Raw genomic sequence first — 24,441 nt, 5'->3', positions numbered from 1 at the left:
CATTTTTGTAAACGTTTATATGGTTTATTGATCGATAAAGATGACTCGATTATTTTTTGTGCGTAAACCAGTCATCTGCACAATGAACTTTTAATTCACAATACCGAGGAGCTTGTAACAACTTCTCTAGATATTTTTAATGAAAGTATTTAATAAATTCATGACTTTTTATTTTAGCTACGGAATATTCTTAGGTTTGTTAATTTAATTTAAACCCTACACAGTATTATCAATCGCCTGAGATAATACTGAATAACGCTTATAAATATTGTGGATTTCGGTTAGAATATCACCGTTAATACCGACATATGGCTATACCAGGTAGCCTGTTTGTTTATTAATACATTGTTATTGCAGGTTTTTGTTGTATTCCTGATAGCTATGGCAAGGTTTGCCGCTGGTGGGGTCGCCCGGGAAGGCCATCAATGGCTATTTTGTGTGATGTCACTAAAAGCATAATCGTCATAATTAAAAGCGATTAGGTGTACTAGCAAATTATTACTCAGAAATTCTGCACATTTGCTGCGGATGAGTGCTTTCTAATGCAATAACGTTCATCCAGTCGTTCATTCGTCTGTTTTTGGCGGATAACGCGAAGCTTATGGAATAGCCGGAAGCCTGGAGCACAGCATTAACGAGGCAGGTATGCATTAGCCGCCTGAAAGTGAAGCAAATATGATAAATGAAAATCGTTCGATACTAAATTTAGACCTCGATCTCTTGAGAACCTTTGTTGCCGTCGCCGATCTTAATACATTTGCCGCTGCCGCCGTTGCGGTGTGCCGGACTCAGTCAGCGGTAAGCCAGCAAATGCAGCGGCTGGAACAGTTGGTTGGAAAAGAACTTTTTGCTCGCCACGGGCGCAATAAACTCCTGACAGAGCAGGGCATTCAGCTACTGGGCTATGCGCGGAAAATTCTGCGTTTTAATGATGAAGCCTGCATGTCCCTCATGTACAGCAGCCTGCAGGGAACTCTTACCGTTGGTGCTTCCGATGAGACAGCAGAGACTATTTTACCGTTCCTGTTAAATCGGATTGGCAGTTTTTATCCCAAGCTCACGCTGGAAATCAAAGTCCTTAACCATCTCGATATTGTCGATATGCTGGCAAACGGGACCATCGATCTTGCGTTGACCACTCGTCAGACGAATGATTTTGAGATGCTGACGCTACGCACTTCGCCAACGCTATGGTACTGCGCCGCGGATTATGTCCTCCCGCAGGGGGAGTCTGTCCCGCTCATTCTGCTGGATGCTCCGGATCCATTCCGCGAAGATATCATTACGGTACTCAACGCCGCGCGGGTTACCTGGCATCTTTCCCATGCCGCATCCTCAATGGCCGGAGTGAAAGCCGCCGTGAAGGCCGGGCTTGGCGTGACGGCGCAGCCGGTAGAGATGATGAGTCCTGAGTTTCGCGTGCCGGGGAGGAGCGATGGCTTACCCGAGCTCCCGGATACCCGTTATATGTTGAGCTGTAATCCTCAGAAGGCAAGCGAGCTGACCCGGGCTATTTTTCAGTCGTTGAGTGCTGAGCATGAGCCGTGGTCTTCACCGCGAGTTTATACCCCGGAAGGGGGAGATAGTTCCTTTGTTTCCTGAAGGAAAAACGCTAACAAACGTCACAAAAACTGGTAACAAAATGTAAGTGCAAAAAAGAACCACAGACGAACAAAATGGTCGCTGTGGTTCTTTTTTTTCAAATTTTATTGATGAATTGAATGTTTTGTTTGGCTATTTTCATCTAAATCAGGGGATTAGACCTGCTCTTCCTCTCACTTCTACACTTTTTTCTGCACTTTCAATACTTCCTGCTAATGTTAAAAAACCGTCTGGTTTGTTGCTGTTTTCTTGGCTGAATTAACAAAAGCGTGTCGTAGATCAAGAAAATACCCCTCCTTAGGGGGAGGAATCGTGTCTGAATCCTGTCAAAATAGGCGAGCAATTTAGATTTACGTCCGAAACGGACACGATTCAACAACACTAAATCCGAATAGTATGCAAGGTTATTCCGTATGAAAGGGCATTTAATGTTAATGAAAAAAATTCGATGTAAATTAATGTTGTGAAAACTTTTGTTAAAGTTGACAAAAGGTTAATGAAAGGAGTAAAAAGCCACCGCAACTGGCCTTCCACATTACCCAGGGACGCTTTTTTGCGCGGCTATTTTTTTATTCCTCCCCGTGAAACGCTGTGGCGTTCATCTGCCAGTAAGAGCAGAGGGTATTAGCGCTACACTTTTTTGGTTAAGCAATGCGTATGTCAACATCCACTGAAGTCATCGCTCATCATTGGGCATTCGCTTTATTTCTCATCATCGCTATCGGCCTGTGCTGCCTGATGCTTGTCGGCGGCTGGTATCTTGGCGGTCGCGCACGCGCACGTAGCAAAAACACGCCGTTTGAATCAGGGATTGACTCCGTTGGTTCGGCTCGCTTACGTCTTTCTGCGAAGTTTTATCTGGTTGCCATGTTCTTCGTTATCTTCGACGTGGAAGCCCTGTATCTCTACGCATGGTCGACTTCAATCCGCGAAAGCGGCTGGGTCGGCTTTGTGGAAGCCGCAATTTTCATTTTAGTGTTACTGGCTGGTCTGGTTTATCTCGTTCGCATCGGCGCACTGGATTGGACGCCTACGCGCTCCCGTCGCACGCTGGTTAACCCGGAAACAGACAGTCCCACTAACCGTCATACGCAGTAAAAGCGAGGCAATAAGATGGATTATACGCTCACCCGCATCGATCCCAACGGTGAGAACGACCGTTACCCCCTGCAAAAACAGGAGATCGTAACCGACCCCCTGGAGCAAGAAGTCAACAAAAGCGTGTATATGGGGAAACTCGAACATGCTTTGCATGACATGGTGAACTGGGGCCGTAAGAACTCAATCTGGCCTTACAACTTTGGCCTTTCTTGCTGCTACGTGGAAATGGTGACGTCATTCACTGCGGTACACGACGTTGCGCGTTTTGGTGCTGAAGTCTTGCGTGCTTCCCCGCGTCAGGCGGACCTGATGGTGGTTGCGGGTACCTGCTTTACCAAAATGGCTCCGGTCATTCAGCGTCTTTATGACCAGATGCTGGAGCCGAAGTGGGTTATCTCGATGGGCGCATGCGCCAACTCCGGCGGAATGTACGATATTTATTCTGTTGTACAGGGCGTGGACAAGTTTATTCCGGTTGATGTTTACATCCCGGGCTGTCCGCCGCGTCCGGAAGCGTATATGCAGGCGCTGATGCTGCTGCAGGAATCCATTGGTAAAGAGCGCCGTCCGCTGTCCTGGGTGGTTGGCGATCAGGGCGTTTATCGCGCCAATATGCAGTCGGAACGCGAGCGTAAACGCGGCGAACGTATTGCAGTGACCAATCTGCGGACTCCGGACGAGATTTAATTTGCGCCTGCGGGCGGGAATAAAACTTCGCAAATCAATCTACTACAGCGCGAAGCCTCGCCAGCAGTCACCACGGACCTTTTGCAATGGTGAACAATATGACCGATTTAACCGCGCATGACGCCGCACCAGCCTGGCAAACCCGCGATCACCTTGATGACCCGGTGATCGGCGAACTGCGCAACCGTTTTGGGCCGGACGCCTTTACCATTCAGCCAACCCGCACCGGCGTTCCGGTAGTTTGGGTGAAGCGTGAACAGCTGCTCGAGGTGGGTGATTTCCTGAAGAAATTACCGAAGCCTTACGTCATGCTGTTCGATCTGCACGGCATGGACGAACGACTGCGCACGCACCGTGACGGTTTACCCGCCGCGGATTTTTCCGTTTTCTATCACCTGATTTCAATAGACCGCAACCGCGATATCATGCTCAAGGTTGCGTTGTCTGAAAACGATCTGCATCTGCCGACCTTTACCAAACTTTTCCCTAACGCCAACTGGTATGAGCGTGAAACCTGGGAGATGTTTGGCGTGACCTTCGACGGCCACCCGAACCTCAGGCGCATCATGATGCCGCCGACCTGGGAAGGCCACCCGCTGCGTAAAGACTACCCGGCGCGCGCCACCGAATTCGATCCGTTTGAGCTGACCAAAGCCAAGCAGGATCTGGAAATGGAGGCGTTGACCTTTAAGCCGGAAGAGTGGGGCATGAAGCGCGGAACCGAAAATGAGGACTTTATGTTCCTTAACCTCGGCCCGAACCACCCGTCCGCCCACGGTGCGTTCCGTATTATTCTGCAGCTTGATGGTGAAGAGATTATCGACTGCGTACCGGATATCGGTTACCACCACCGCGGCGCGGAGAAGATGGGTGAACGCCAGTCCTGGCACAGCTACATCCCGTATACCGACCGTATTGAATACCTCGGCGGCTGCGTTAACGAAATGCCGTACGTGCTGGCAGTGGAAAAACTGGCGGGGATTACCGTACCGGATCGCGTCAACGTGATTCGCGTGATGCTCTCCGAGCTGTTCCGTATTAACAGCCACCTGCTGTATATCTCTACCTTCATTCAGGACGTCGGGGCGATGACGCCGGTGTTCTTCGCCTTTACCGATCGCCAAAAAATCTACGACCTGGTGGAAGCGATTACCGGTTTCCGTATGCACCCGGCCTGGTTCCGCATCGGCGGCGTCGCGCACGACCTGCCTCGCGGCTGGGATCGTCTGCTGCGCGAATTCCTCGAATGGATGCCGAAGCGTCTGGATTCCTATGAGAAAGCCGCGCTGCGCAACACTATCCTGATTGGTCGTTCGAAAGGCGTCGCCGCCTACAATGCCAAAGAAGCGCTGGAGTGGGGTACCACCGGTGCGGGCCTGCGTGCAACCGGTATCGGTTTCGACGTACGTAAATGGCGTCCCTATTCTGGCTATGAAAACTTCGACTTTGAGATCCCAACCGGCGGTGGCGTTTCCGACTGCTACACCCGCGTGATGCTGAAAGTCGAAGAGCTGCGCCAGAGCCTGCGCATTCTTCAGCAGTGCCTCGATAACATGCCGGAAGGCCCGTTCAAGGCGGATCATCCGCTGACCACGCCGCCGCCGAAAGAGCGCACGCTGCAGCATATCGAAACCCTGATTACGCACTTCCTGCAGGTTTCCTGGGGCCCGGTGATGCCGGCTCAAGAATCTTTCCAGATGATTGAAGCGACGAAGGGTATTAACAGTTACTACCTGACCAGCGACGGCAGCACCATGAGCTACCGTACCCGTGTGCGTACGCCAAGCTTCGCGCACCTGCAGCAGATCCCGGCCGCTATTCGCGGCAGTCTGGTCTCTGACCTGATTGTCTATCTGGGTAGTATCGATTTTGTTATGTCAGACGTGGACCGCTAATTATGCACGAGAATCAACAACCACAAACCGAGGCTTTTGAGCTGAGTGCGGCAGAGCGTGAGGCGATTGAGCACGAAAAGCACCACTACGAAGACCCGCGTGCGGCGTCCATTGAAGCGCTGAAAATCGTTCAGAAGCAGCGCGGCTGGGTGCCGGATGGCGCAATCTACGCTATCGCCGATGTGCTGGGGATCCCGGCCAGCGACGTAGAAGGCGTGGCGACGTTCTACAGCCAGATTTTCCGCCAGCCGGTGGGGCGTCACGTGATTCGCTACTGCGACAGCGTGGTGTGCCATATCACCGGTTTCCAGGGCATTCAATCGGCTATTGAGAAGAAGCTGGATATCAAACCGGGTCAAACCACGTTTGATGGCCGCTTCACTCTGCTGCCGACCTGCTGCCTTGGCAACTGCGACAAGGGGCCGACGATGATGATTGATGAAGATACGCACAGTTATCTGACGCCGGAAGCGATTCCTGACCTCCTGGAGCGGTATAAATGAAAACCATTATTCGTACTGCCGAAACCCATCCGTTAACCTGGCGTCTGCGCGACGACAAACAGCCGGTATGGCTGGATGAATACCAGAGTAAAAACGGCTACGCCGGGGCGCGTAAGGCGCTATCCGGGATGGCGCCGGATGAAATCGTCACGGCGGTAAAAGACGCTGGCCTGAAAGGGCGCGGCGGCGCGGGCTTCTCCACCGGTCTGAAGTGGAGCCTGATGCCGAAAGACGAATCCATGAACATCCGTTACCTGCTGTGTAACGCCGATGAAATGGAGCCGGGTACCTATAAAGACCGCCTGCTGATGGAGCAGCTGCCGCACCTGCTGGTGGAAGGCATGCTGATCTCCGCATTCGCGCTGAAAGCCTGGCGCGGCTACATCTTCCTGCGCGGCGAATATATCGAAGCGGCCCAGCATCTGCGCCGGGCGATAGCCGAAGCCACCGAAGCGGGCCTGCTGGGCAAAAACATTCTCGGCACCGGTTTTGACTTCGAACTGTTCGTGCATACCGGGGCAGGGCGCTATATCTGCGGCGAAGAAACTGCATTGATTAACTCCCTCGAAGGCCGCCGCGCGAACCCGCGTTCTAAGCCGCCGTTCCCGGCCAGCTCCGGCGTATGGGGTAAACCGACCTGCGTGAACAACGTCGAAACCCTGTGTAACGTCCCGGCGATTCTGGCCAACGGCGTCGAGTGGTATCAGAACATTTCTACCAGTAAAGATGCCGGCACCAAGCTGATGGGCTTCTCTGGCCGCGTGAAAAACCCGGGCGTCTGGGAGCTGCCTTTCGGCACCACCGCGCGCGAAATCCTCGAAGATTACGCCGGCGGCATGCGCGATGGCCTGAAGTTTAAAGCCTGGCAGCCGGGCGGCGCGGGCACCGACTTCCTGACCGAAGCGCATCTTGACCTGCCGATGGAGTTCGAAAGCATCGGTAAAGCGGGTAGCCGCCTGGGCACCGCGCTGGCGATGGCCGTCGACCACGAGATCGGCATGGTTCCGCTGGTGCGCAACCTGGAAGAGTTTTTCGCCCGCGAATCCTGCGGCTGGTGTACGCCTTGCCGCGATGGCCTGCCGTGGAGCGTGAAAATTCTGCGCGCTCTCGAGCGTGGCGAAGGCCAGCCGGGGGATATCGAGACGCTTGAGCAGCTGTGTCGATTCCTCGGACCGGGTAAAACCTTCTGCGCGCACGCGCCGGGTGCGGTTGAGCCGCTACAGAGCGCGATTAAATATTTCCGCGAAGAATTCGAGGCTGGCATTAAGCAGCAGTTCAGCAATACCCATGCAATTAACGGTATTCAGCCGAACCTGCTTAAGACGCGCTGGTAATCTAAAGGTTTTTTATTTTTGGAAGCACGCTAATGGCTACGATTCATGTAGACGGCAAAGAGTACGAGGTTAATGGAGCGGACAACCTGCTAGAAGCTTGTCTCTCTCTGGGCCTTGATATTCCATACTTTTGCTGGCATCCGGCGCTGGGAAGCGTTGGTGCTTGCCGCCAGTGTGCGGTTAAGCAATATCAGAACGCGGAAGACACGCGTGGCCGCCTGGTGATGTCCTGTATGACACCGGCATCCGATGGCACTTTTATTTCTATCGACGACGCAGAAGCGAAGCAGTTCCGCGAAAGCGTGGTGGAGTGGTTGATGACCAACCACCCGCACGATTGTCCGGTATGCGAAGAGGGGGGCAACTGCCACCTGCAGGATATGACCGTGATGACCGGTCATAGCTTCCGTCGCTATCGTTTCACCAAGCGTACCCACCGCAACCAGGATCTTGGGCCGTTTATCTCCCACGAAATGAACCGCTGCATCGCCTGCTATCGCTGCGTTCGCTACTACAAAGATTATGCTGACGGCACCGATCTGGGCGTTTATGGCGCTCATGACAACGTCTACTTCGGCCGCCCGGAAGATGGCACGCTGGAAAGCGAGTTCTCCGGCAACCTGGTTGAAGTCTGCCCGACCGGCGTATTTACCGATAAAACCCACTCCGAGCGCTATAACCGTAAGTGGGACATGCAGTTTGCGCCAAGCATCTGCCAGCAGTGTTCCATCGGCTGCAACATCAGCCCCGGCGAACGCTATGGCGAGCTGCGTCGTATCGAAAACCGCTATAACGGTACCGTTAACCGCTACTTCCTCTGCGACCGCGGTCGTTTCGGCTATGGCTACGTAAACCTGAAAGACCGTCCGCGTCAGCCGGTACAGCGCCGTGGCGACGATCTGATCGCTCTCAACGCCGAGCAGGCGATGCAGGGCGCCGCGGATATTCTGCGCCAGTCGAAGAAGGTGATTGGTATCGGCTCCCCGCGCGCCAGCATCGAAAGCAACTTTGCGCTGCGCGACCTGGTGGGTGCCGATAACTTCTACACCGGCATCGCGAAGGGCGAACAAGAACGTCTGCAGATGATGCTGAAAGTGCTGCGCGAAGGCGGTATTCACACCCCGGCGCTGCGCGAAATCGAATCCTACGATGCGGTGCTGATCCTTGGTGAAGATATCACCCAGACCGGCGCGCGTATCGCGCTGGCGGTGCGTCAGGCGGTGAAAGGCAAAGCGCGCGAAATGGCGGCGGCGCAGAAGGTCGCCGACTGGCAGATCGCGGCGATCCTTAACATCGGCCAGCGCGCGAAGCATCCGCTGTTCGTCACCAACATCGACGACACTCGTCTTGATGATATCGCCGCGTGGACCTATCGCGCGCCGGTGGAAGATCAGGCGCGCCTTGGCTTTGCTATCGCCCACGCGCTGGACGAAAGCGCACCGGCGGTAGACGGTCTGAGCAACGAGCTGAAAGGCAAAATCGACGTGATCGTTCAGGCGTTAGCCGGAGCGAAAAAGCCGCTGATTGTTTCCGGCACTAACGCCGGTAGCATGGAAGTGATTCAGGCGGCGGCCAACGTGGCGAAAGCCCTGAAAGGCCGCGGCGCTGATGTCGGCTTGACCATGGTCGCCCGCGCGGTGAACAGCGTTGGCCTCGGTATGATCGGCGGCGGCTCGCTTGAAGAGGCGCTGAGCGAACTGGAAACCGGCGCAGCCGATGCGGTTATCGTGCTGGAAAACGACCTGCACCGCCACGCTTCAGCCGCCCGCGTTGATGCGGCGCTGGCGAAAGCGCCGCTGGTGATGGTGGTTGACCATCAGCGCACCGCGATTATGGACAAAGCACACCTGGTGCTCTCCGCGGCAAGCTTTGCGGAAAGCGATGGTACAGTGGTCAACAACGAAGGCCGCGCCCAGCGCTTCTTCCAGGTCTACGACCCGGCTTACTACGATGCGAAAACGGTGATGCTGGAAAGCTGGCGCTGGCTGCATTCGCTACACAGCACCGTCAATAACCGTCAGGTTGACTGGACTCAGCTGGACCACGTGATTGACGCCGCCATTGCCGCGCTGCCTCAGCTGGCCGGTATTAAAGACGCCGCGCCGGATGCGGCCTTCCGCATTCGCGGTCAGAAGCTGGCCCGTGAACCGCACCGCTACAGCGGCCGTACGGCGATGCGCGCTAATATCAGCGTGCACGAACCGCGCCAGCCGCAGGATAAAGACACCATGTTCGCCTTCTCTATGGAAGGGAACAACCAGCCGTCCGCGCCGCGCTCGCAAATTCCGTTTGCCTGGGCACCGGGCTGGAACTCCCCGCAGGCGTGGAACAAGTTCCAGGATGAAGTGGGCGGTAAACTGCGTCACGGCGATCCGGGCGTGCGTCTGATCGAAGCCTCCGCCAGCGGGCTGGAGTACTTTACCGCGGTGCCGGCAAGCTTCCAGGCGGAAGAAGGTAAATGGCGTATCGCCCCTTACTACCATCTGTTCGGCAGCGACGAACTGTCTCAGCGCGCTCCGGTATTCCAGAGCCGGATGCCTGAGCCGTACGTCAAGCTGAACCCGGCCGATGCCGCAAAGCTTGGCGTCAATGCCGGAACGATGGTCTCCTTCAGCGTAGAAGGGCAGACGCTGAGTCTGCCGCTGGTTATCTCTGAAGGTCTGACCGCAGGACAGGTTGGCTTACCGATGGGCATGCCGGGCATTGCGCCGGTACTGACAGGCGCGCGTATTGATTCACTGCAGGAGGCGAAAGCATGAGTTGGTTAACGCCGGATCTTATCGACATTCTGTTAAGCATCCTGAAGGCCGTGGTCATTCTGCTGGTGGTCGTCACCTGCGGCGCGTTTATGAGCTTCGGCGAACGTCGTCTGCTCGGCCTGTTCCAGAACCGCTACGGACCTAACCGCGTGGGCTGGGGCGGTTCGCTGCAGCTCGTCGCCGACATGATCAAGATGTTTTTTAAAGAGGACTGGGTTCCGCGTTTCTCGGATCGCGTAATCTTTACTCTGGCGCCGGTTATTGCCTTTACTTCGCTGCTGCTGGCCTTCGCTATTGTGCCGGTCAGCCCGACGTGGGTCGTAGCCGATCTGAACATCGGTATCCTGTTCTTCCTGATGATGGCAGGCCTGGCGGTTTATGCGGTGCTGTTCGCCGGCTGGTCGAGCAACAACAAATACTCGCTGCTTGGCGCGATGCGTGCTTCTGCCCAGACCCTGAGCTACGAAGTGTTCCTCGGGCTTTCCCTGATGGGCGTGGTGGCGCAGGCCGGTTCATTTAACATGACCGATATCGTCAACAACCAGGCGCATTTGTGGAACATCGTTCCTCAGTTCTTTGGCTTCGTAACCTTTGCGATTGCGGGCGTGGCGGTGTGTCACCGCCATCCGTTTGACCAACCGGAAGCGGAACAGGAGCTGGCCGACGGTTACCACATTGAATATTCCGGCATGAAGTTCGGTCTGTTCTTCGTCGGTGAATATATCGGGATTGTCACCGTGTCGGCGCTGATCGTGACGCTGTTCTTCGGCGGCTGGAATGGCCCATGGTTACCTCCTTTCATCTGGTTCGCGCTGAAAACCGCGTTCTTTATGATGATGTTCATTTTGATCCGCGCATCATTACCGCGTCCGCGCTATGACCAGGTAATGTCCTTTGGCTGGAAGGTATGCCTGCCGTTAACGCTGATCAACCTGTTGGTAACGGCGGCTGTCATTCTCTGGCAGGCGCAATAAGGGGTGAATTGACCATGACCTTAAAAGAATTATTGGTAGGGTTTGGCACCCAGGTCCGCAGTATCTGCATGATCGGGATGCACGCCTTTGCCAAACGTGAAACTCGGATGTATCCGGAAGAGCCGGTATATCTACCGCCGCGCTATCGTGGCCGCATCGTGCTGACGCGCGATCCGGACGGCGAAGAACGCTGCGTTGCCTGTAACCTGTGTGCGGTAGCTTGTCCGGTAGGCTGTATCTCGCTGCAAAAAGCCGAGACCAAAGATGGCCGCTGGTACCCGGAGTTTTTCCGCATCAACTTCTCACGCTGCATTTTCTGCGGCCTGTGCGAAGAAGCGTGCCCGACCACGGCGATTCAGTTGACCCCGGACTTTGAGCTGGGCGAATACAAACGTCAGGATCTGGTGTACGAAAAAGAGGATCTGCTGATTTCCGGTCCGGGTAAATACCCGGAATATAGCTTCTACCGGATGGCGGGTATGGCAATCGACGGCAAAGATAAGGGCGAAGCGGAGAACGAAGCTAAGCCTATCGACGTCAAGAGCCTGTTACCGTAAGGAGAGGGCAATGGAATTCGCTTTTTATATCTGTGGCCTGATAGCCATCCTCGCAACCCTGCGGGTGATCACCCACACCAATCCGGTGCACGCGCTGCTGTACCTGATCATTTCGCTGTTAGCGATTGCCGGGGTGTTCTTCTCGCTGGGCGCTTACTTCGCCGGTGCGCTGGAAATTATCGTTTACGCCGGGGCCATTATGGTGCTGTTCGTGTTCGTGGTAATGATGCTCAACCTGGGCGGCAGCGAAATCGAGCAGGAGCGTCAGTGGCTGAAGCCGGGGATCTGGATTGGCCCGGCTATCCTCTCCGCGGTGCTGCTGGTAGTGATGGTTTACGCCATCCTCGGTATTAACGACCAGGGTATCGACGGCGCGGCGATTAACGCTAAAGAAGTCGGTATCGCGCTGTTTGGTCCGTATGTTCTGGCGGTGGAGCTGGCCTCCATGCTGCTGCTCGCGGGCCTGGTTGTCGCCTTCCATATCGGCCGCGAAGAGCGCGTCGGGGAAGTGCTGAGCAATCGCCCGAACGACAGCGATAAAAGAAAATCGGAGGAACACGCATGATCCCCTTAACACATGGACTGATCCTCGCCGCTGTCCTGTTTATTCTCGGCCTGACGGGGCTGATTATCCGCCGCAATCTGCTGTTTATGCTGATTAGCCTGGAGATCATGATCAATGCCGCGGCGCTGGCTTTTGTGGTTGCAGGAAGCTACTGGGGCCAGACCGATGGCCAGATAATGTATATCCTCGCCATCACTCTCGCCGCCGCGGAAGCGAGTATCGGCCTGGCGCTGCTGCTGCAGCTCCATCGTCGTCGCCAGAATCTGAACATTGATTCAGTAAGTGAGTTGCGCGGATGAACATGCTTGCCTTAACTATTCTTTTGCCATTGATTGGCTTTATTTTGCTGGCCTTCTCCCGCGGCCGCTGGTCGGAGAATTTATCCGCCACCGTAGGGGTTGGCTCGGTAGGCCTGGCGGCGCTGGTGACGGCGTTTGTCGGCGTCGACTTCTTTGCTAACGGAAAACAGGCGCTCAGCGTTCCGCTGTGGACCTGGATGTCGGTGGGTAACTTCAACATCGGTTTTAACCTGGTGCTGGACGGTCTCTCTCTGACCATGCTCTCCGTGGTCACCGGCGTTGGTTTCCTGATCCACATGTTCGCCTCCTGGTATATGCGCGGTGAAGAGGGCTATTCCCGCTTCTTCGCCTATACCAACCTGTTTATCGCCAGCATGGTGGTTCTGGTGCTGGCCGATAACCTGCTGCTGATGTATCTCGGCTGGGAAGGCGTGGGCCTGTGCTCGTATCTGCTGATCGGTTTCTACTATACCGATCCGAAGAATGGCGCTGCGGCGATGAAAGCGTTTGTGGTGACCCGCGTCGGCGACGTATTCCTGGCGTTCGCGCTGTTCATTCTCTACAACGAGCTGGGCACCCTGAACTTCCGTGAAATGGTCGAGCTGGCGCCTGCGCACTTTGCCGCCGGTAACAATATGCTGTGGTGGGCGACCCTGATGCTGCTTGGCGGCGCGGTAGGTAAATCTGCGCAGCTGCCGTTGCAGACCTGGCTTGCTGACGCGATGGCTGGTCCAACCCCGGTCTCCGCGCTGATCCACGCCGCGACGATGGTCACCGCCGGCGTCTACCTGATTGCGCGTACCCACGGCCTGTTCCTGATGACCCCGGAAGTGCTGCATCTGGTAGGGATCGTCGGGGCGGTGACGCTGGTACTGGCAGGTTTCGCCGCGCTGGTGCAGACCGATCTCAAACGCGTACTCGCGTATTCCACCATGAGCCAGATTGGCTACATGTTCCTTGCGCTCGGCGTACAGGCGTGGGATGCGGCGATTTTCCATCTGATGACCCATGCGTTCTTTAAAGCGCTGTTGTTCCTGTCGTCCGGTTCGGTGATTCTCGCCTGCCACCACGAACAGAACATCTTCAAGATGGGCGGCCTGCGCAAGTCTATTCCGCTGGTGTACGTCTGCTTCCTGGTGGGGGGCGCGGCGCTGTCCGCACTGCCGCTGGTGACCGCAGGCTTCTTCAGTAAGGATGAGATTCTGGCGGGAGCGATGGCCAATGGTCATCTGAATCTGATGATTGCCGGTCTGGTCGGGGCGTTTATGACCTCCCTGTACACCTTCCGTATGATTTTCATCGTGTTCCACGGTAAAGAGCAAATTCACGCTCACGCAGGGAAGGGGATTACCCATCATCTGCCGCTGATTGTGCTGCTGGTTCTGTCGACCTTCGTTGGCGCGCTGATTGTGCCGCCGCTGGAAGGCGTACTGCCGCAGACTACCGAGCTCGAACACGGACGCGTAATGACGCTGGAGATTGCCTCCGGAGTGATTGCCATCGCCGGCATTCTGATTGCCGCCTGGCTGTGGTTAGGTAAACGCACTCTGGTAACGTCGATTGCCAACAGCGCGCCGGGCCGTCTGCTCGGTACCTGGTGGTATAACGCCTGGGGCTTTGACTGGCTGTACGACAAAGTGTTCGTTAAGCCGTTCCTCGGCGTGGCGTGGCTGTTGAAGAGCGATCCGCTGAATGCGCTGATGAACATTCCGGCAATCCTTTCCCGCTTCGCAGGCAAAGGCCTGGTCGTCAGCGAGAACGGCTATCTGCGCTGGTATGTGGCTTCAATGGGCATTGGGGCGGTTGTCGTGCTGGCGCTGCTGATGGTACTGCGTTGAGTTTGAGGATTGTGGGCGTTGTCGGGTAATCCGACCTATGAGCAGTAGGCCCGGCAAGCATAGCGCCGCCGGGCAATAACACCCGCAATCCGAAGTGAATTTTCTGTGAGAATTCGTTGAAAATCGGTCCTGAACGGGACTTTAACAAGGAATAAAAATCGCCATGTTACTACCCTGGCTAATATTAATTCCCTTTATCGGCGGCTTCCTGTGCTGGCAGACAGAACGCTTCGGCGTGAAACTGCCGCGCTGGATCGCGCTGATCACTATGGGATTGACGTTTCTGCTTGGCCTGCAGCTGTGGATGCAGGGCGGCTATTCTCTGACGCAATCCGCCGGTATTCCGCAGTGGCAGTCGGAATTCGTCATGCCGTGGATCCCGCGATTCGGCATTAGCATTCATCTGGCGATTGACGGTTTGTCGCTGCTGATGGTGGTGCTGACCGGGCTGCTCGGCGTGCTGGCGGTACTCTGTTCATGGCGCGAAATCGAGAAATATCAGGGTTTTTTCCATCTTAACCTGATGTGGATCCTCGGCGGCGTCATCGGCGTATTCCTGGCTATCGACCTGTTCCTGTTCTTCTTCTTCTGGGAAATGATGCTGGTGCCGATGTACTTCCTGATCGCGCTATGGGGCCATAAGGCTTCCGACGGTAAAACGCGTATCACGGCGGCAACCAAGTTCTTCATCTATACCCAGGCGAGCGGTCTGATAATGCTGATTGCCATTCTGGCGCTGGCATTTGTCCACTTTAATGCGACAGGCGTATGGACCTTCAACTATGAACAACTGCTGAAGACGCCGATGTCCCACGGGGTGGAATATCTGCTGATGCTGGGTTTCTTTATCGCTTTCGCGGTAAAAATGCCGGTGGTTCCGCTGCACGGCTGGCTGCCGGACGCGCACTCTCAGGCGCCGACCGCGGGTTCCGTTGACCTGGCGGGCATCTTGCTGAAAACCGCGGCCTACGGTCTGCTGCGCTTTGCGCTGCCGCTGTTCCCGAACGCTTCCGCCGAGTTTGCGCCAATCGCCATGTGGCTGGGCGTTATCGGTATCTTCTACGGCGCGTGGATGGCCTTCGCCCAGACCGATATCAAGCGCCTGATCGCTTATACCTCCGTTTCCCATATGGGCTTTGTGCTGATTGCTATCTACACCGGCAGCCAGCTGGCCTATCAGGGCGCGGTGATTCAGATGATTGCCCACGGTCTTTCGGCCGCTGGCCTGTTCATCCTGTGCGGCCAGCTGTACGAGCGTCTGCATACCCGCGATATGCGTCAGATGGGCGGTTTGTGGAGCAAGATTAAGTGGCTGCCTGCGCTGTCGATGTTCTTTGCCGTCGCGACGCTTGGGATGCCGGGTACCGGTAACTTCGTCGGCGAATTTATGATTCTGTTCGGCAGCTACAAATCCGTACCGGTAATAACCATTATCTCCACCTTTGGTTTGGTATTCGCCTCTGTTTATTCGCTGGCGATGCTGCATCGCGCCTACTTTGGTAAAGCAAAAAGCGAAATTGCCGCGAAAGAGTTGCCGGGAATGTCCCTGCGTGAAATGTCGATCATCCTGCTGCTGGTTGTGCTGCTGGTGCTGCTGGGCTTCTACCCTCAGCCGATTCTGGACACTTCCCACTCTGCGATGAGCAACATTCAGCAGTGGTTTGTTAATTCTGTTTCTACTACAAGGCCGTAATTCGCCATGACAATAACTCCACAACAACTGATCGCACTGCTACCGTTGCTGATCGTCGGCTTGACGGTGGTGGTTGTGATGCTCTCCATTGCGTGGCGACGCAATCATTTCCTTAATGCCACGCTGTCGGTACTTGGTCTTAACGCCGCGCTGCTCTCTCTCTGGTTCGTGGGTCAGAACGGGGCGATGGACGTCACGTCGTTGATTCGCGTTGATGGCTACGCCATGCTTTATACCGGGCTGGTGCTGCTGGCGAGTCTGGCGACCTGCACTTTCGCCTACCCGTGGCTTGAGGGATACAAGGACAATAAAGAAGAATTCTACCTGCTGGTGCTGATTGCCGCACTGGGTGGTATTCTGCTGGCGGGGGCTAACCATCTGGCCTCGCTGTTCCTTGGTATTGAGCTGATTTCGCTGCCGCTGTTTGGCCTGGTCGGCTACGCTTTCCGCCAGAAACGCTCGCTGGAAGCCAGTATCAAATACACCATTCTGTCCGCTGTTGCCTCTTCGTTCCTGCTGTTCGGTATGGCGCTGGTGTATGCAAATTCTGGCAACCTGTCCTTTCTGGCGCTCGGTAAGAGCCTTACGGAAGGGATGCTTCACGAGCCGCTGCTGCTGGCAGGTCTCGGCCTGATGATTGTCGGTCTCGGCTTTAAGCTGTCGCTGGTGCCGTTCCATCTGTGGACGCCGGATGTTTACCAGGGCGCGCCTGCGCCGGTCTCCACCTTCCTCGCCACCGCCAGCAAAATTGCTATCTTTGGCGTGGTCATGCGTCTGTTCCTGTATGTCCCGGTGGGCGGCAGCGAGGCAGTACGTATAGTACTGGGGCTGATCGCCTTTGCGTCGATTATCTTCGGTAACCTGATGGCGCTTAGCCAGACGAATATCAAACGTCTGCTTGGTTACTCTTCTATTTCCCATCTTGGTTACCTGCTGGTGGCGCTGATTGCTCTGCAGAGCGGTGAGATGTCGATGGAAGCGGTGGGCGTTTATCTGACCGGTTACCTGTTCAGCAGCCTTGGCGCGTTTGGCGTTGTGAGCCTGATGTCCAGCCCGTACCGTGGCCCGGATGCAGACTCGCTCTATTCCTACCGCGGTCTGTTCTGGCATCGTCCGATTCTGTCGGCGGTGATGACGGTAATGATGCTGTCTCTGGCCGGTATTCCGATGACGCTGGGCTTTATTGGTAAGTTTTACGTGCTGGCCGTCGGTGTGCATGCCCACCTGTGGTGGCTGGTTGGTGCGGTGGTTGTGGGTTCGGCGATTGGTCTCTACTACTACCTGCGCGTAGCGGTGAGCCTCTATCTGAGCGCGCCGGAGAAACTGAATCGCGATGCGCCGTCTGACTGGCAGTACAGCGCCGGAGGGATTGTGGTACTGATCTCCGCGCTGCTGGTGCTGGTACTCGGGGTATGGCCGCAACCGTTAATCAGCATCGTACAGCTGGCGGCTCCGCTGATGTAACGATGTCTGCTGGTTGAGAAAAGGATCGCTTCGGCGGTCCTTTTTTATTTCCGTCCGACAAGGGGACTTTTTGTTTAATATTTTTCGTATTATCTATGCTTTTTGTCATATTAACCTCACTTTACGTTTCCACTCTCCCTGTTATTTTCCGTACTATTATTAATAAGCACACTGTTGTGTTTTGCTGATGGAGAAAGTTAATGAAAACAAGGCGTAAGCATTTAACCGTTGGGGAAGTCCAGCGTTTGGTTGATGCGGCCAGGAGGGGGGCAAATCCGGAGCGCGATGCCTGTTTATTATGGATGTGTTTTAATCATGGATGCCGGGTCAGCGAAATTCGCCACTGGCGGCTATCTGATATCGATATTCAAAGCGGGGTTATTTATATTCGACGACTGAAAAATGGTTTTTCCACCACTCATCCTGTTTATAAAAAAGAGGAGAAGGTCCTCAGCGAGTGGCTGAGAGTACGTAAGGATTATCCAGGGAATAATTCTGAATGGTTTTTTTTATCGCGTAATGGTCAGCCTTTATCGAGGCAGCGTATATATCAAATGATGCAGAACCTTAGCCGCGATGCGCAGCTGGAGATCAGCGCCCATCCGCATATGCTGCGCCATGCCTGCGGCTTTGCGTTGGCAAATAACGGCGTCGATACGCGATTGATTCAGGATTTTCTTGGCCACAGAAATATTCAGCATACGGTCATATATACCGCCAGTAACGATGCGAGATTCAGGGAGGTTTGGTAAATGAAATAGTCATTTTGTATCAAACTGACTCCTATGCTATCTACAGGCGGTAACAATGTCAATTTAGGGTTAACAATATTTTTCGTTATGTTTTTCATGTTGTTATATTATATATGAGTGAAATTTATTTTTTGCATTGTTTAAATTTGTTTTATGTATGATTTGTTTCACGTCGCGCTCCTCAGTTTTTTATCATGTTTATTAGGCTTTCTTCTGGTAAATATAAAATTACAAACGCCTTCCCTGGCAATTTATATTTTAATTAATTGAAGTGGTCAAATTGATACAAAATGACCACTTCAAAATATTATATCCATTTCATGGGTCAATGTTTTGTTTCGTTATTAATATCAAACGTAAATAAAAGGATGCGCACGGTATTGCGCTTTTAAGTTAATGCATTGACTGCATTGAAAAGGATAAATCATGAAAAAAACATTACTTGCTGCTGTTGTTGCCGGTTGCGCGACATTCTCTGGTGCTGCGCTGGCAGATGATGGTCAGGTGAAGTTTATTGGCGACATCATTGATGCGGGCTGTGACGTGGTTAACGACCTGTCTAACCCGCTGGAAGTCCAAATGGGGCAGATCGCCAAGACGGCGTTTACCGGTACCGGTTCTACCGCGGCTGAGCAAGGTTTTGATATCCAACTGAAAAACTGCCCGACTACGGTTACTAAAGCATCGGTACTGTTCTCCGGCACTAACGTTGGCGGCGACAATAGCAAACTGCAACTGACCGCAGAACCTAATGTCGCTACAGGCGTGGCTCTGCAGCTGGTTGATGGCAGCACTAACAGTACCCTGCCGCTGTTCACCCGTTCTACCAGCCTGACCATCCCATCTACCGGCGATATCGATCTGCCGTTCCGCGTTCGTTATATCCAGACCGATACCACCGTTGTGGCCGGTAAAGCTAACGGTACCGCTAACTTCACTATCAGCTACAACTGATCCTCCGTCTATTAAGACCATGCCAGCGAGCCGAAATCGGCTCGCTTTTCCAGGGAGCTGGAGATGAAACCATACCTGAAATTGCTGATGGCTGGATGGCTGCTGGTAGGCGCAGCCGCACAAGCGGGCGTTGTCACCGGCGGCACTCGCCTGATTTATCCCGGCGGCAAAAAAGAGTCCTCTCTGAGCGTGACTAATAATGATGCCACGCCCTATCTCATTCAAAGCTGGGTTGAGGCGAATAACGGATCTTCTCCCTTTTTGTTAACGCCGCCTTTATTCCGTCTGGAAGGCGAGCAGCAGACCCGTTTGCGGGTGATTTATAGCGGCGGATTGCCGGAAAACAAAGAAAGCATGTTCTGGATGAATATTAAAGCGATCCCATCCTCACAGGCTAAAGCTGGCGCGAATACGCTACAGATCGCGATTAAAACCCGCATCAAATTAATTTATCGGCCGAAATCCATTCAGGGAACGCCGGAAATGGTGACGGAACAGCTTCGCTGGACGCGCAGCGGCAATACGTTACAGGTCACAAATCCTACCGCGTTTTATATGAATTTTGCCGAGGTGAAAATCGGTGGTGCAGAAGTTAAAGAGGCCAATTGGGTGGCGCCTGGCGCGACGGCGCGCTTTGAACTGCCGCGCGGCAGCACAGGATCATTGCGCTGGAAACTGATCAATGACTACGGCGGTATTGGCGCGCAGCACAGCGCAAATTTGTAAAGGCTATCAGGCTAGGGAGTTCCAGAGAGAATGCAAAATAATCATAACAAATGGCGGCTTAACCGGATAGCCGGGGCTCTGGCCGTTGCCTTGATTCCGTGGAGTGATGATGCGCTGGCTCGCGATGTGTTTAACCCGGCATTATTGGAAATGGATGGCCCACAAACCGGCGTCAGGGATCTATCGGCTTATGAACAGGTGGGTGGGCAGCAGCCGGGCACCTACCGGGTTGATATTTACCTCAATAATGTCTTTATGGATACCCGTGACGTCGTTTTCAAGCCAGGCCGCGCGCCGGGAGCAGAGGTATTGCAGCCTTGCCTGAAGGTCGAGGAGCTTGCCGAATGGGGCGTGCGCGTCAAGCAGTTCCCAGAATTAGGCCGTAAATCGGCGGAATGCGCGGATTTTGGCGTTATACCCCAGGCAAAGGCTGACTTCCGTTTTAGCCAGCAGCGCCTGTTATTAAGCTTCCCCCAGGCGGCGGTTTCCAGCGCAGCCCGGGGCTGGGTTGACCCGAAGCTATGGGATGACGGAATTACGGCTCTTCTGTTGAACTACTCTTTTAGCGGCGCTAATAACTGGTCGCGTAAGAACGATATAGCGGACAGCGACAATCAATACGTTAACCTGCGCCCCGGTATCAATATTGGCCCGTGGCGTTTGCGCAACTATACAACCTGGAACCGCAGCAGCAGCGCAGGCGAGTCAAGTAACAGCTGGGATACGGTTTATACCTACGCTCAGCGCAATATTAATGCGCTCCAGGGCGTGATGACGCTGGGCGACAGCAGTACCGATGCTGACGTTTTCGAAGGCATCCCTTTCCGCGGCGCGATGCTGGCTTCCGACGACGATATGCTGCCGGAAAGCCTGCGCGGCTATGCGCCGGTCGTTCGTGGGATCGCGCGGACTAATGCCCAGGTCATTATCCGTCAAAATGGCTATGAGATTTACCAGACCTATGTCTCTCCAGGCGCTTTTGAAATCACCGATATGTATCCAACCGGCGGCTCGGGCGATTTATCCGTCACCATTAAGGAATCCGATGGCAGCGAACAGAACCTGATCGTGCCTTATGCATCGCTCCCTGTTCTGCAGCGTGAGGGGCGTCTGAAATATAGCGTGACCTCCGGTGTCTACCGCGCCTACGACAATAGTATTGATGAAACACCGCTCACTCAGGCGACGGCAATCTACGGTCTCCCCTGGGGAATAACCCTCTATGGCGGTGGTCAATTTAGCAGCAAATATCAGGCGCTGGCGCTGGGAATGGGGAAAAATCTCGGGGAATTTGGCGCGGTATCAACGGATGTCACCCAGGCCTGGTCGAACCGCCAGGATCAAGATAAAGAGAGCGGGCAGTCGGTTCGGGTCCGTTACAGCAAGGATCTGCCGGGTCTGGGAACAAACGTTGCCCTTGCGGGATATCGTTACGCGACCAGCGGCTACTGGGATATGCAGGAGGTGCTGGATACCTATCGTGATGATAGCTATACCCCTTCCATTGAGCGGCGGCGTAACCGGGGGGAAGTGACGCTCAGCCAGAGCCTTGGCGAAGAAATGGGATCGCTGTCGTTGAGCTATATCCGTGAAGACTACTGGAGCACCGGACGCTCGATGGAATCCGTCGGGGTGGGATATAACAACAGCTGGCGCGGTATCAGCTATAGCATGAATTACAGCTATAACCGCAATACGACCGACCAGAATAGCGGCGAGCGTAATGACGAAGATCATCTGTTCGCGCTGAGCATCAGCGTTCCTCTGGGAGAATGGCTACCAAAACCGGTCTATGCCAGCTACTCCCTCAACAGCAGTAAAAATGGCTCAACCAGCAATAATCTGGGTCTCTCCGGTACTTTGCTGGAGCGTAATAACCTGAGCTGGAGCGTACAGGAAGGATATGCCAGCCAGGGAAGAGGGGAGAGCGGCAGTATTAATGGCGACTGGCGGGCAACCTATGCGGAACTTACCGGCGGCTACAGCCATGATAGGTATAGTCATCGTCTGAACTATGCCCTGCGCGGTGGAGTGCTGGCGCATGAAAATGGCCTGACGCTGGGGCAGCCTTTTGGCGAAACGCTGGCATTAATAAAAGCGCCGGGCGCTTCGGGCGTTGGCGTTAGCAACCAAACCGGCGTCAGGACCGACTGGCGTGGCTACGCCGTTGTGCCCTATACCTCGCCGTATCGTAAGAATACGCTGACCCTTGATACCAGCACGATGCCGGATGAGGTTGACCTTGAGTTAACAACCCAGACTGTCGTGCCCACCCGCGGAGCGGTAGTGCGCGCAAGTTACATCACCAGCGTCGGTAGTCGGGTGTTGATGACGATGCGTCGGGCCGATGGTCAGCCAGTGCCTTTCGGCGCGGTGGTCAGCGATTCGGAAGCCGCTACGTCAGAGCAGGCATTTATCGTTGGCGACGGCGGGCAGGTCTATTTAACCGGTCTGGGATCGAGCGGCGTACTCAATGCTAAATGGGGCTCGGGGGCGCAAGAGCGCTGTCAAATTCAGTATGCGCTGCCGTCAGGCAAAACCCTCACCGGGATTATTGTAGCCCAGGGGCTATGCCGTTAATCGAAAGGATGCAGAGAGAATGAAACGATTTTCATGGGGAATAGTAGCAGGCCTAATGGCGCTGGTCATGCCAGTACAGGCGCTGGCCGCCACCGGATGGTGCCAGAATAACAGCGGTACTCCTTTTCAGGACAGTTTTTCATTTATAGAAACCTTTACTAACCCGGCACAAAACCAGGCCGGGATGGAGTTTAATCGTTTGTACCAGTGGAATACCGGGGGAACCTATCAGGCGAAGTGCGATTGTGACAGCGCCAGTGGCGTAACCTATTTTAAAGCCACGATCCCCGGGCTGGTTGCGACACAAACGCGCAGCGGATTGAATTTTTACCAGCTTAATAAATATCTGGAGATTGCCAGCGAGCTATATATTGCCGGAGGCGTGAATGACTATATTCCTACGCCAATCCATGATAAGAGCAACCAAAATAACCAGGGTTATGCCTGTAATACCGGCGGTACCATTTTTAATACGGGGTCAAAAGGGTATATTTCACTCTATTTTACCCGGCCATTCGTCGGTCAGGTGATGATCCCTCCGACGATAATCCTTAATGTCTACGGGACGCGGAAAACGGGAAGCTACAGCGGTACTCCTCTGACACAGATCTCAATGAGCGGGTCGGTAACGGTACCTCAGTCCTGTGAAATAAATTCGGGTCAGCCGATTAATATTAATTTTGGTGACATTGCTGGCAATGACTTTAAAACTATCAATCAGATGCCAACGGGCTTTACCCCACATGTGGTAAATATGACCGTGGCCTGTACAAATATCTCCGCAGGGGTAAAAATCTCGCTCTCTTTTCAGGGAACAAAAGATATACATGATGGTACCGCTCTGGCAACGACCAATAACGATATTGCAGTGCGCATTGAAAATATAACTGGTGTTAAAATTCCAGTCCTTTCGGGGCTGCTTCCGGTGAATCTGAACTACTCGACTCAGACCGGAGATACGACCATGAAAATCTATCCGATAAATACCACCGGTAATTTACCTACCGGCGGTGGATTTACCGCTACGGCAACCATTCAGGCAGAAATTGAATAACAGGAGTAAATAATGAGAAAAGCACTGTGGATGGTATTATTACTGCCCGTTTTTTCATCCTGGAGCGGAGTGCCTTTAAATGTAAAAGGGAATATTTATTTTCTGCCCTGCGATGTAAGTACTGATACCCAATATCAGGAGGTCGATTTCGGCACGCTGGTAAAAGCTAATTTGCAAGCGGCCGGAAACGCCTCGGAGTGGAAAACGTTTAGTTTAAATGTTGAAAACTGTCCGGCAGGAACGAGCAAAGCGACGGTGAAATTCGATGGCGTCACTGATAGCGAGGATTCAACGCATTTCGCCAATATGGCGGCCAGCGATGCGGCGCAGCATATCGCGCTGCAAATAACCAATAGCGATCATTCTACTACCTACAAAAATCAGGACCAGATGACGATTACGATTAACAACAGTAGCAAAAAGGGTGTGTTCCCTCTGGCCGCGCGTTTATATTCAACTCACGGAGGGACGACGGCGGGTAACTTTGCGTCGGTGGTACAGCTGACGTTTACCTATCAATGACCTTATTCGCTACATGGATGAAAAGGAATGACGTATGCAGGAAGAGAGGGAATATCTGAGCCTGAAAGACGTTGAGCGGCTGGTGCTGGCCGCACGCTATTGTGCCCATCCGGAAAGAAACAGCTGCATGATTCAAATGTGCTTTCTGCACGGCTGCCGAATTAATGAAATAACGGCGTTAACTTTACGGGATATCGACCTGTCGGGAAGACGTATTTATATTCGCCGGGCGCGTCACGGTGTCTCGGGTTATCACCCTTTGCAGCCGAAGGAGGTTATCTCACTGCAGCGCTGGCTGCTGGCCAGAGAGTGTTATCCGGCCCGTAACGATCTGCTGTTTATCTCCTCGCGGGGAAATAAAATGACCCGCCAGCGTTTCTATCAAATTATTCGTGAATGCTGTGAGCTGGCGAAATTAAAGCAAAACATTCATCCGCGAATGTTGCGCCACGCTTGCGGTTATGAGCTGGGTAAAAAAGGCATTGACCACGACACTATCCAGGATTATCTGGGCTATCGCAATGTAAAATCGATTCTGCGTTATAACAGTTCTGTTGAGGAGTAATTGCGGGCGTAATCGCG

The 24,441-nt window shown here is 53.9% G+C and carries 22 protein-coding genes; all 22 read left to right on the top strand.

Annotated features, from left to right (window positions below; genetic code table 11):
• Window positions 1-675 precede the first annotated feature (675 nt).
• Entirely contained in the window at window positions 676-1,602 is a 927-nt protein-coding gene (locus GJ746_RS17605) for a LysR family transcriptional regulator (protein WP_154681360.1), read from the top strand.
• A gap of 46 nt (window positions 1,603-1,648) precedes the next feature.
• Window positions 1,649-1,864, top strand: a complete 216-nt coding sequence (locus tag GJ746_RS17600) for a hypothetical protein (protein WP_154681359.1) — start codon at window positions 1,649-1,651, stop codon at window positions 1,862-1,864.
• Between the two features lie 389 nt (window positions 1,865-2,253).
• Window positions 2,254-2,700, top strand: a complete 447-nt coding sequence (gene nuoA, locus GJ746_RS17595) for an NADH-quinone oxidoreductase subunit NuoA (RefSeq protein ID WP_154681358.1) — start codon at window positions 2,254-2,256, stop codon at window positions 2,698-2,700.
• Window positions 2,701-2,715: 15 nt separating this feature from the next.
• Entirely contained in the window at window positions 2,716-3,390 is a 675-nt protein-coding gene (nuoB, locus tag GJ746_RS17590; RefSeq protein ID WP_002913178.1) for an NADH-quinone oxidoreductase subunit NuoB, read from the top strand.
• Window positions 3,391-3,476: 86 nt separating this feature from the next.
• Window positions 3,477-5,285 (top strand): NADH-quinone oxidoreductase subunit C/D, encoded by a 1,809-nt coding sequence (gene nuoC / locus GJ746_RS17585; RefSeq protein ID WP_154681357.1) that lies wholly within the window; start codon window positions 3,477-3,479, stop codon window positions 5,283-5,285.
• A 2-nt stretch (window positions 5,286-5,287) separates the two neighbouring features.
• A complete protein-coding gene (nuoE, locus tag GJ746_RS17580) occupies window positions 5,288-5,788 on the top strand; it encodes an NADH-quinone oxidoreductase subunit NuoE (protein ID WP_004104075.1) in 501 nt (166 codons plus the stop codon).
• The gene (nuoF, locus tag GJ746_RS17575; RefSeq protein WP_049076672.1) at window positions 5,785-7,122 is read left to right on the top strand and encodes an NADH-quinone oxidoreductase subunit NuoF; all 1,338 of its coding nucleotides are present in this window, start codon (window positions 5,785-5,787) and stop codon (window positions 7,120-7,122) included. The genes nuoE and nuoF overlap by 4 nt, the downstream gene beginning before the upstream one ends.
• Window positions 7,123-7,154: 32 nt before the next feature.
• Window positions 7,155-9,881 (top strand): NADH-quinone oxidoreductase subunit NuoG, encoded by a 2,727-nt coding sequence (gene nuoG, locus GJ746_RS17570; RefSeq protein WP_154681356.1) that lies wholly within the window; start codon window positions 7,155-7,157, stop codon window positions 9,879-9,881.
• Window positions 9,878-10,855: an NADH-quinone oxidoreductase subunit NuoH gene (gene nuoH, locus GJ746_RS17565; RefSeq protein ID WP_154681355.1), complete on the top strand. Its 978-nt coding sequence runs from the start codon at window positions 9,878-9,880 to the stop codon at window positions 10,853-10,855. Before nuoG ends, nuoH begins: the two co-directional genes overlap by 4 nt.
• Before the next feature lie 14 nt (window positions 10,856-10,869).
• Window positions 10,870-11,412, top strand: coding sequence for an NADH-quinone oxidoreductase subunit NuoI (nuoI, locus tag GJ746_RS17560; protein ID WP_154681354.1), 543 nt, complete (start codon window positions 10,870-10,872; stop codon window positions 11,410-11,412).
• 10 nt (window positions 11,413-11,422) lie between these two features.
• Complete coding sequence (gene nuoJ, locus GJ746_RS17555; RefSeq protein WP_154681353.1) at window positions 11,423-11,977, top strand: NADH-quinone oxidoreductase subunit J; 555 nt, start codon at window positions 11,423-11,425, stop codon at window positions 11,975-11,977.
• Window positions 11,974-12,276 carry an NADH-quinone oxidoreductase subunit NuoK gene (nuoK, locus tag GJ746_RS17550; protein ID WP_154681352.1) on the top strand — a complete coding sequence of 101 codons (303 nt, stop codon included), beginning with the start codon at window positions 11,974-11,976 and terminating at the stop codon, window positions 12,274-12,276. The genes nuoJ and nuoK overlap by 4 nt, the downstream gene beginning before the upstream one ends.
• A complete protein-coding gene (nuoL, locus tag GJ746_RS17545; protein WP_154681351.1) occupies window positions 12,273-14,114 on the top strand; it encodes an NADH-quinone oxidoreductase subunit L in 1,842 nt (613 codons plus the stop codon). The genes nuoK and nuoL overlap by 4 nt, the downstream gene beginning before the upstream one ends.
• Window positions 14,115-14,277: 163 nt before the next feature.
• Window positions 14,278-15,807 (top strand): NADH-quinone oxidoreductase subunit M, encoded by a 1,530-nt coding sequence (nuoM, locus tag GJ746_RS17540; RefSeq protein WP_154681350.1) that lies wholly within the window; start codon window positions 14,278-14,280, stop codon window positions 15,805-15,807.
• A gap of 6 nt (window positions 15,808-15,813) precedes the next feature.
• Window positions 15,814-17,271 carry an NADH-quinone oxidoreductase subunit NuoN gene (gene nuoN, locus GJ746_RS17535; RefSeq protein ID WP_154681349.1) on the top strand — a complete coding sequence of 486 codons (1,458 nt, stop codon included), beginning with the start codon at window positions 15,814-15,816 and terminating at the stop codon, window positions 17,269-17,271.
• A 200-nt stretch (window positions 17,272-17,471) separates the two neighbouring features.
• Complete coding sequence (locus GJ746_RS17530; RefSeq protein ID WP_154681348.1) at window positions 17,472-18,023, top strand: tyrosine-type DNA invertase; 552 nt, start codon at window positions 17,472-17,474, stop codon at window positions 18,021-18,023.
• A gap of 426 nt (window positions 18,024-18,449) precedes the next feature.
• Window positions 18,450-18,977 carry a fimbrial protein gene (locus GJ746_RS17525; protein WP_154681347.1) on the top strand — a complete coding sequence of 176 codons (528 nt, stop codon included), beginning with the start codon at window positions 18,450-18,452 and terminating at the stop codon, window positions 18,975-18,977.
• A gap of 63 nt (window positions 18,978-19,040) precedes the next feature.
• Window positions 19,041-19,703, top strand: a complete 663-nt coding sequence (locus GJ746_RS17520) for a molecular chaperone (protein ID WP_154681346.1) — start codon at window positions 19,041-19,043, stop codon at window positions 19,701-19,703.
• 30 nt (window positions 19,704-19,733) lie between these two features.
• Window positions 19,734-22,283 (top strand): fimbria/pilus outer membrane usher protein, encoded by a 2,550-nt coding sequence (locus GJ746_RS17515; protein ID WP_154681345.1) that lies wholly within the window; start codon window positions 19,734-19,736, stop codon window positions 22,281-22,283.
• Window positions 22,284-22,302: 19 nt separating this feature from the next.
• Window positions 22,303-23,337, top strand: a complete 1,035-nt coding sequence (locus GJ746_RS17510; protein WP_154681344.1) for a fimbrial protein — start codon at window positions 22,303-22,305, stop codon at window positions 23,335-23,337.
• Window positions 23,338-23,349: 12 nt separating this feature from the next.
• Window positions 23,350-23,859, top strand: a complete 510-nt coding sequence (locus tag GJ746_RS17505; RefSeq protein WP_154681343.1) for a fimbrial protein — start codon at window positions 23,350-23,352, stop codon at window positions 23,857-23,859.
• Between the two features lie 34 nt (window positions 23,860-23,893).
• Window positions 23,894-24,424, top strand: a complete 531-nt coding sequence (locus GJ746_RS17500; protein WP_154681342.1) for a tyrosine-type recombinase/integrase — start codon at window positions 23,894-23,896, stop codon at window positions 24,422-24,424.
• The last annotated feature ends 17 nt before the right edge of the window (window positions 24,425-24,441 follow it).

The sequence above is a fragment of the Klebsiella oxytoca genome (assembly GCF_009707385.1).
In the GTDB taxonomy this organism is placed as follows: Bacteria; Pseudomonadota; Gammaproteobacteria; order Enterobacterales; family Enterobacteriaceae; genus Klebsiella; species Klebsiella oxytoca_C.
The sequence above is the reverse complement of the archived record's forward strand: the minus strand, read 5'-3'. Positions and strand labels throughout refer to the sequence as shown.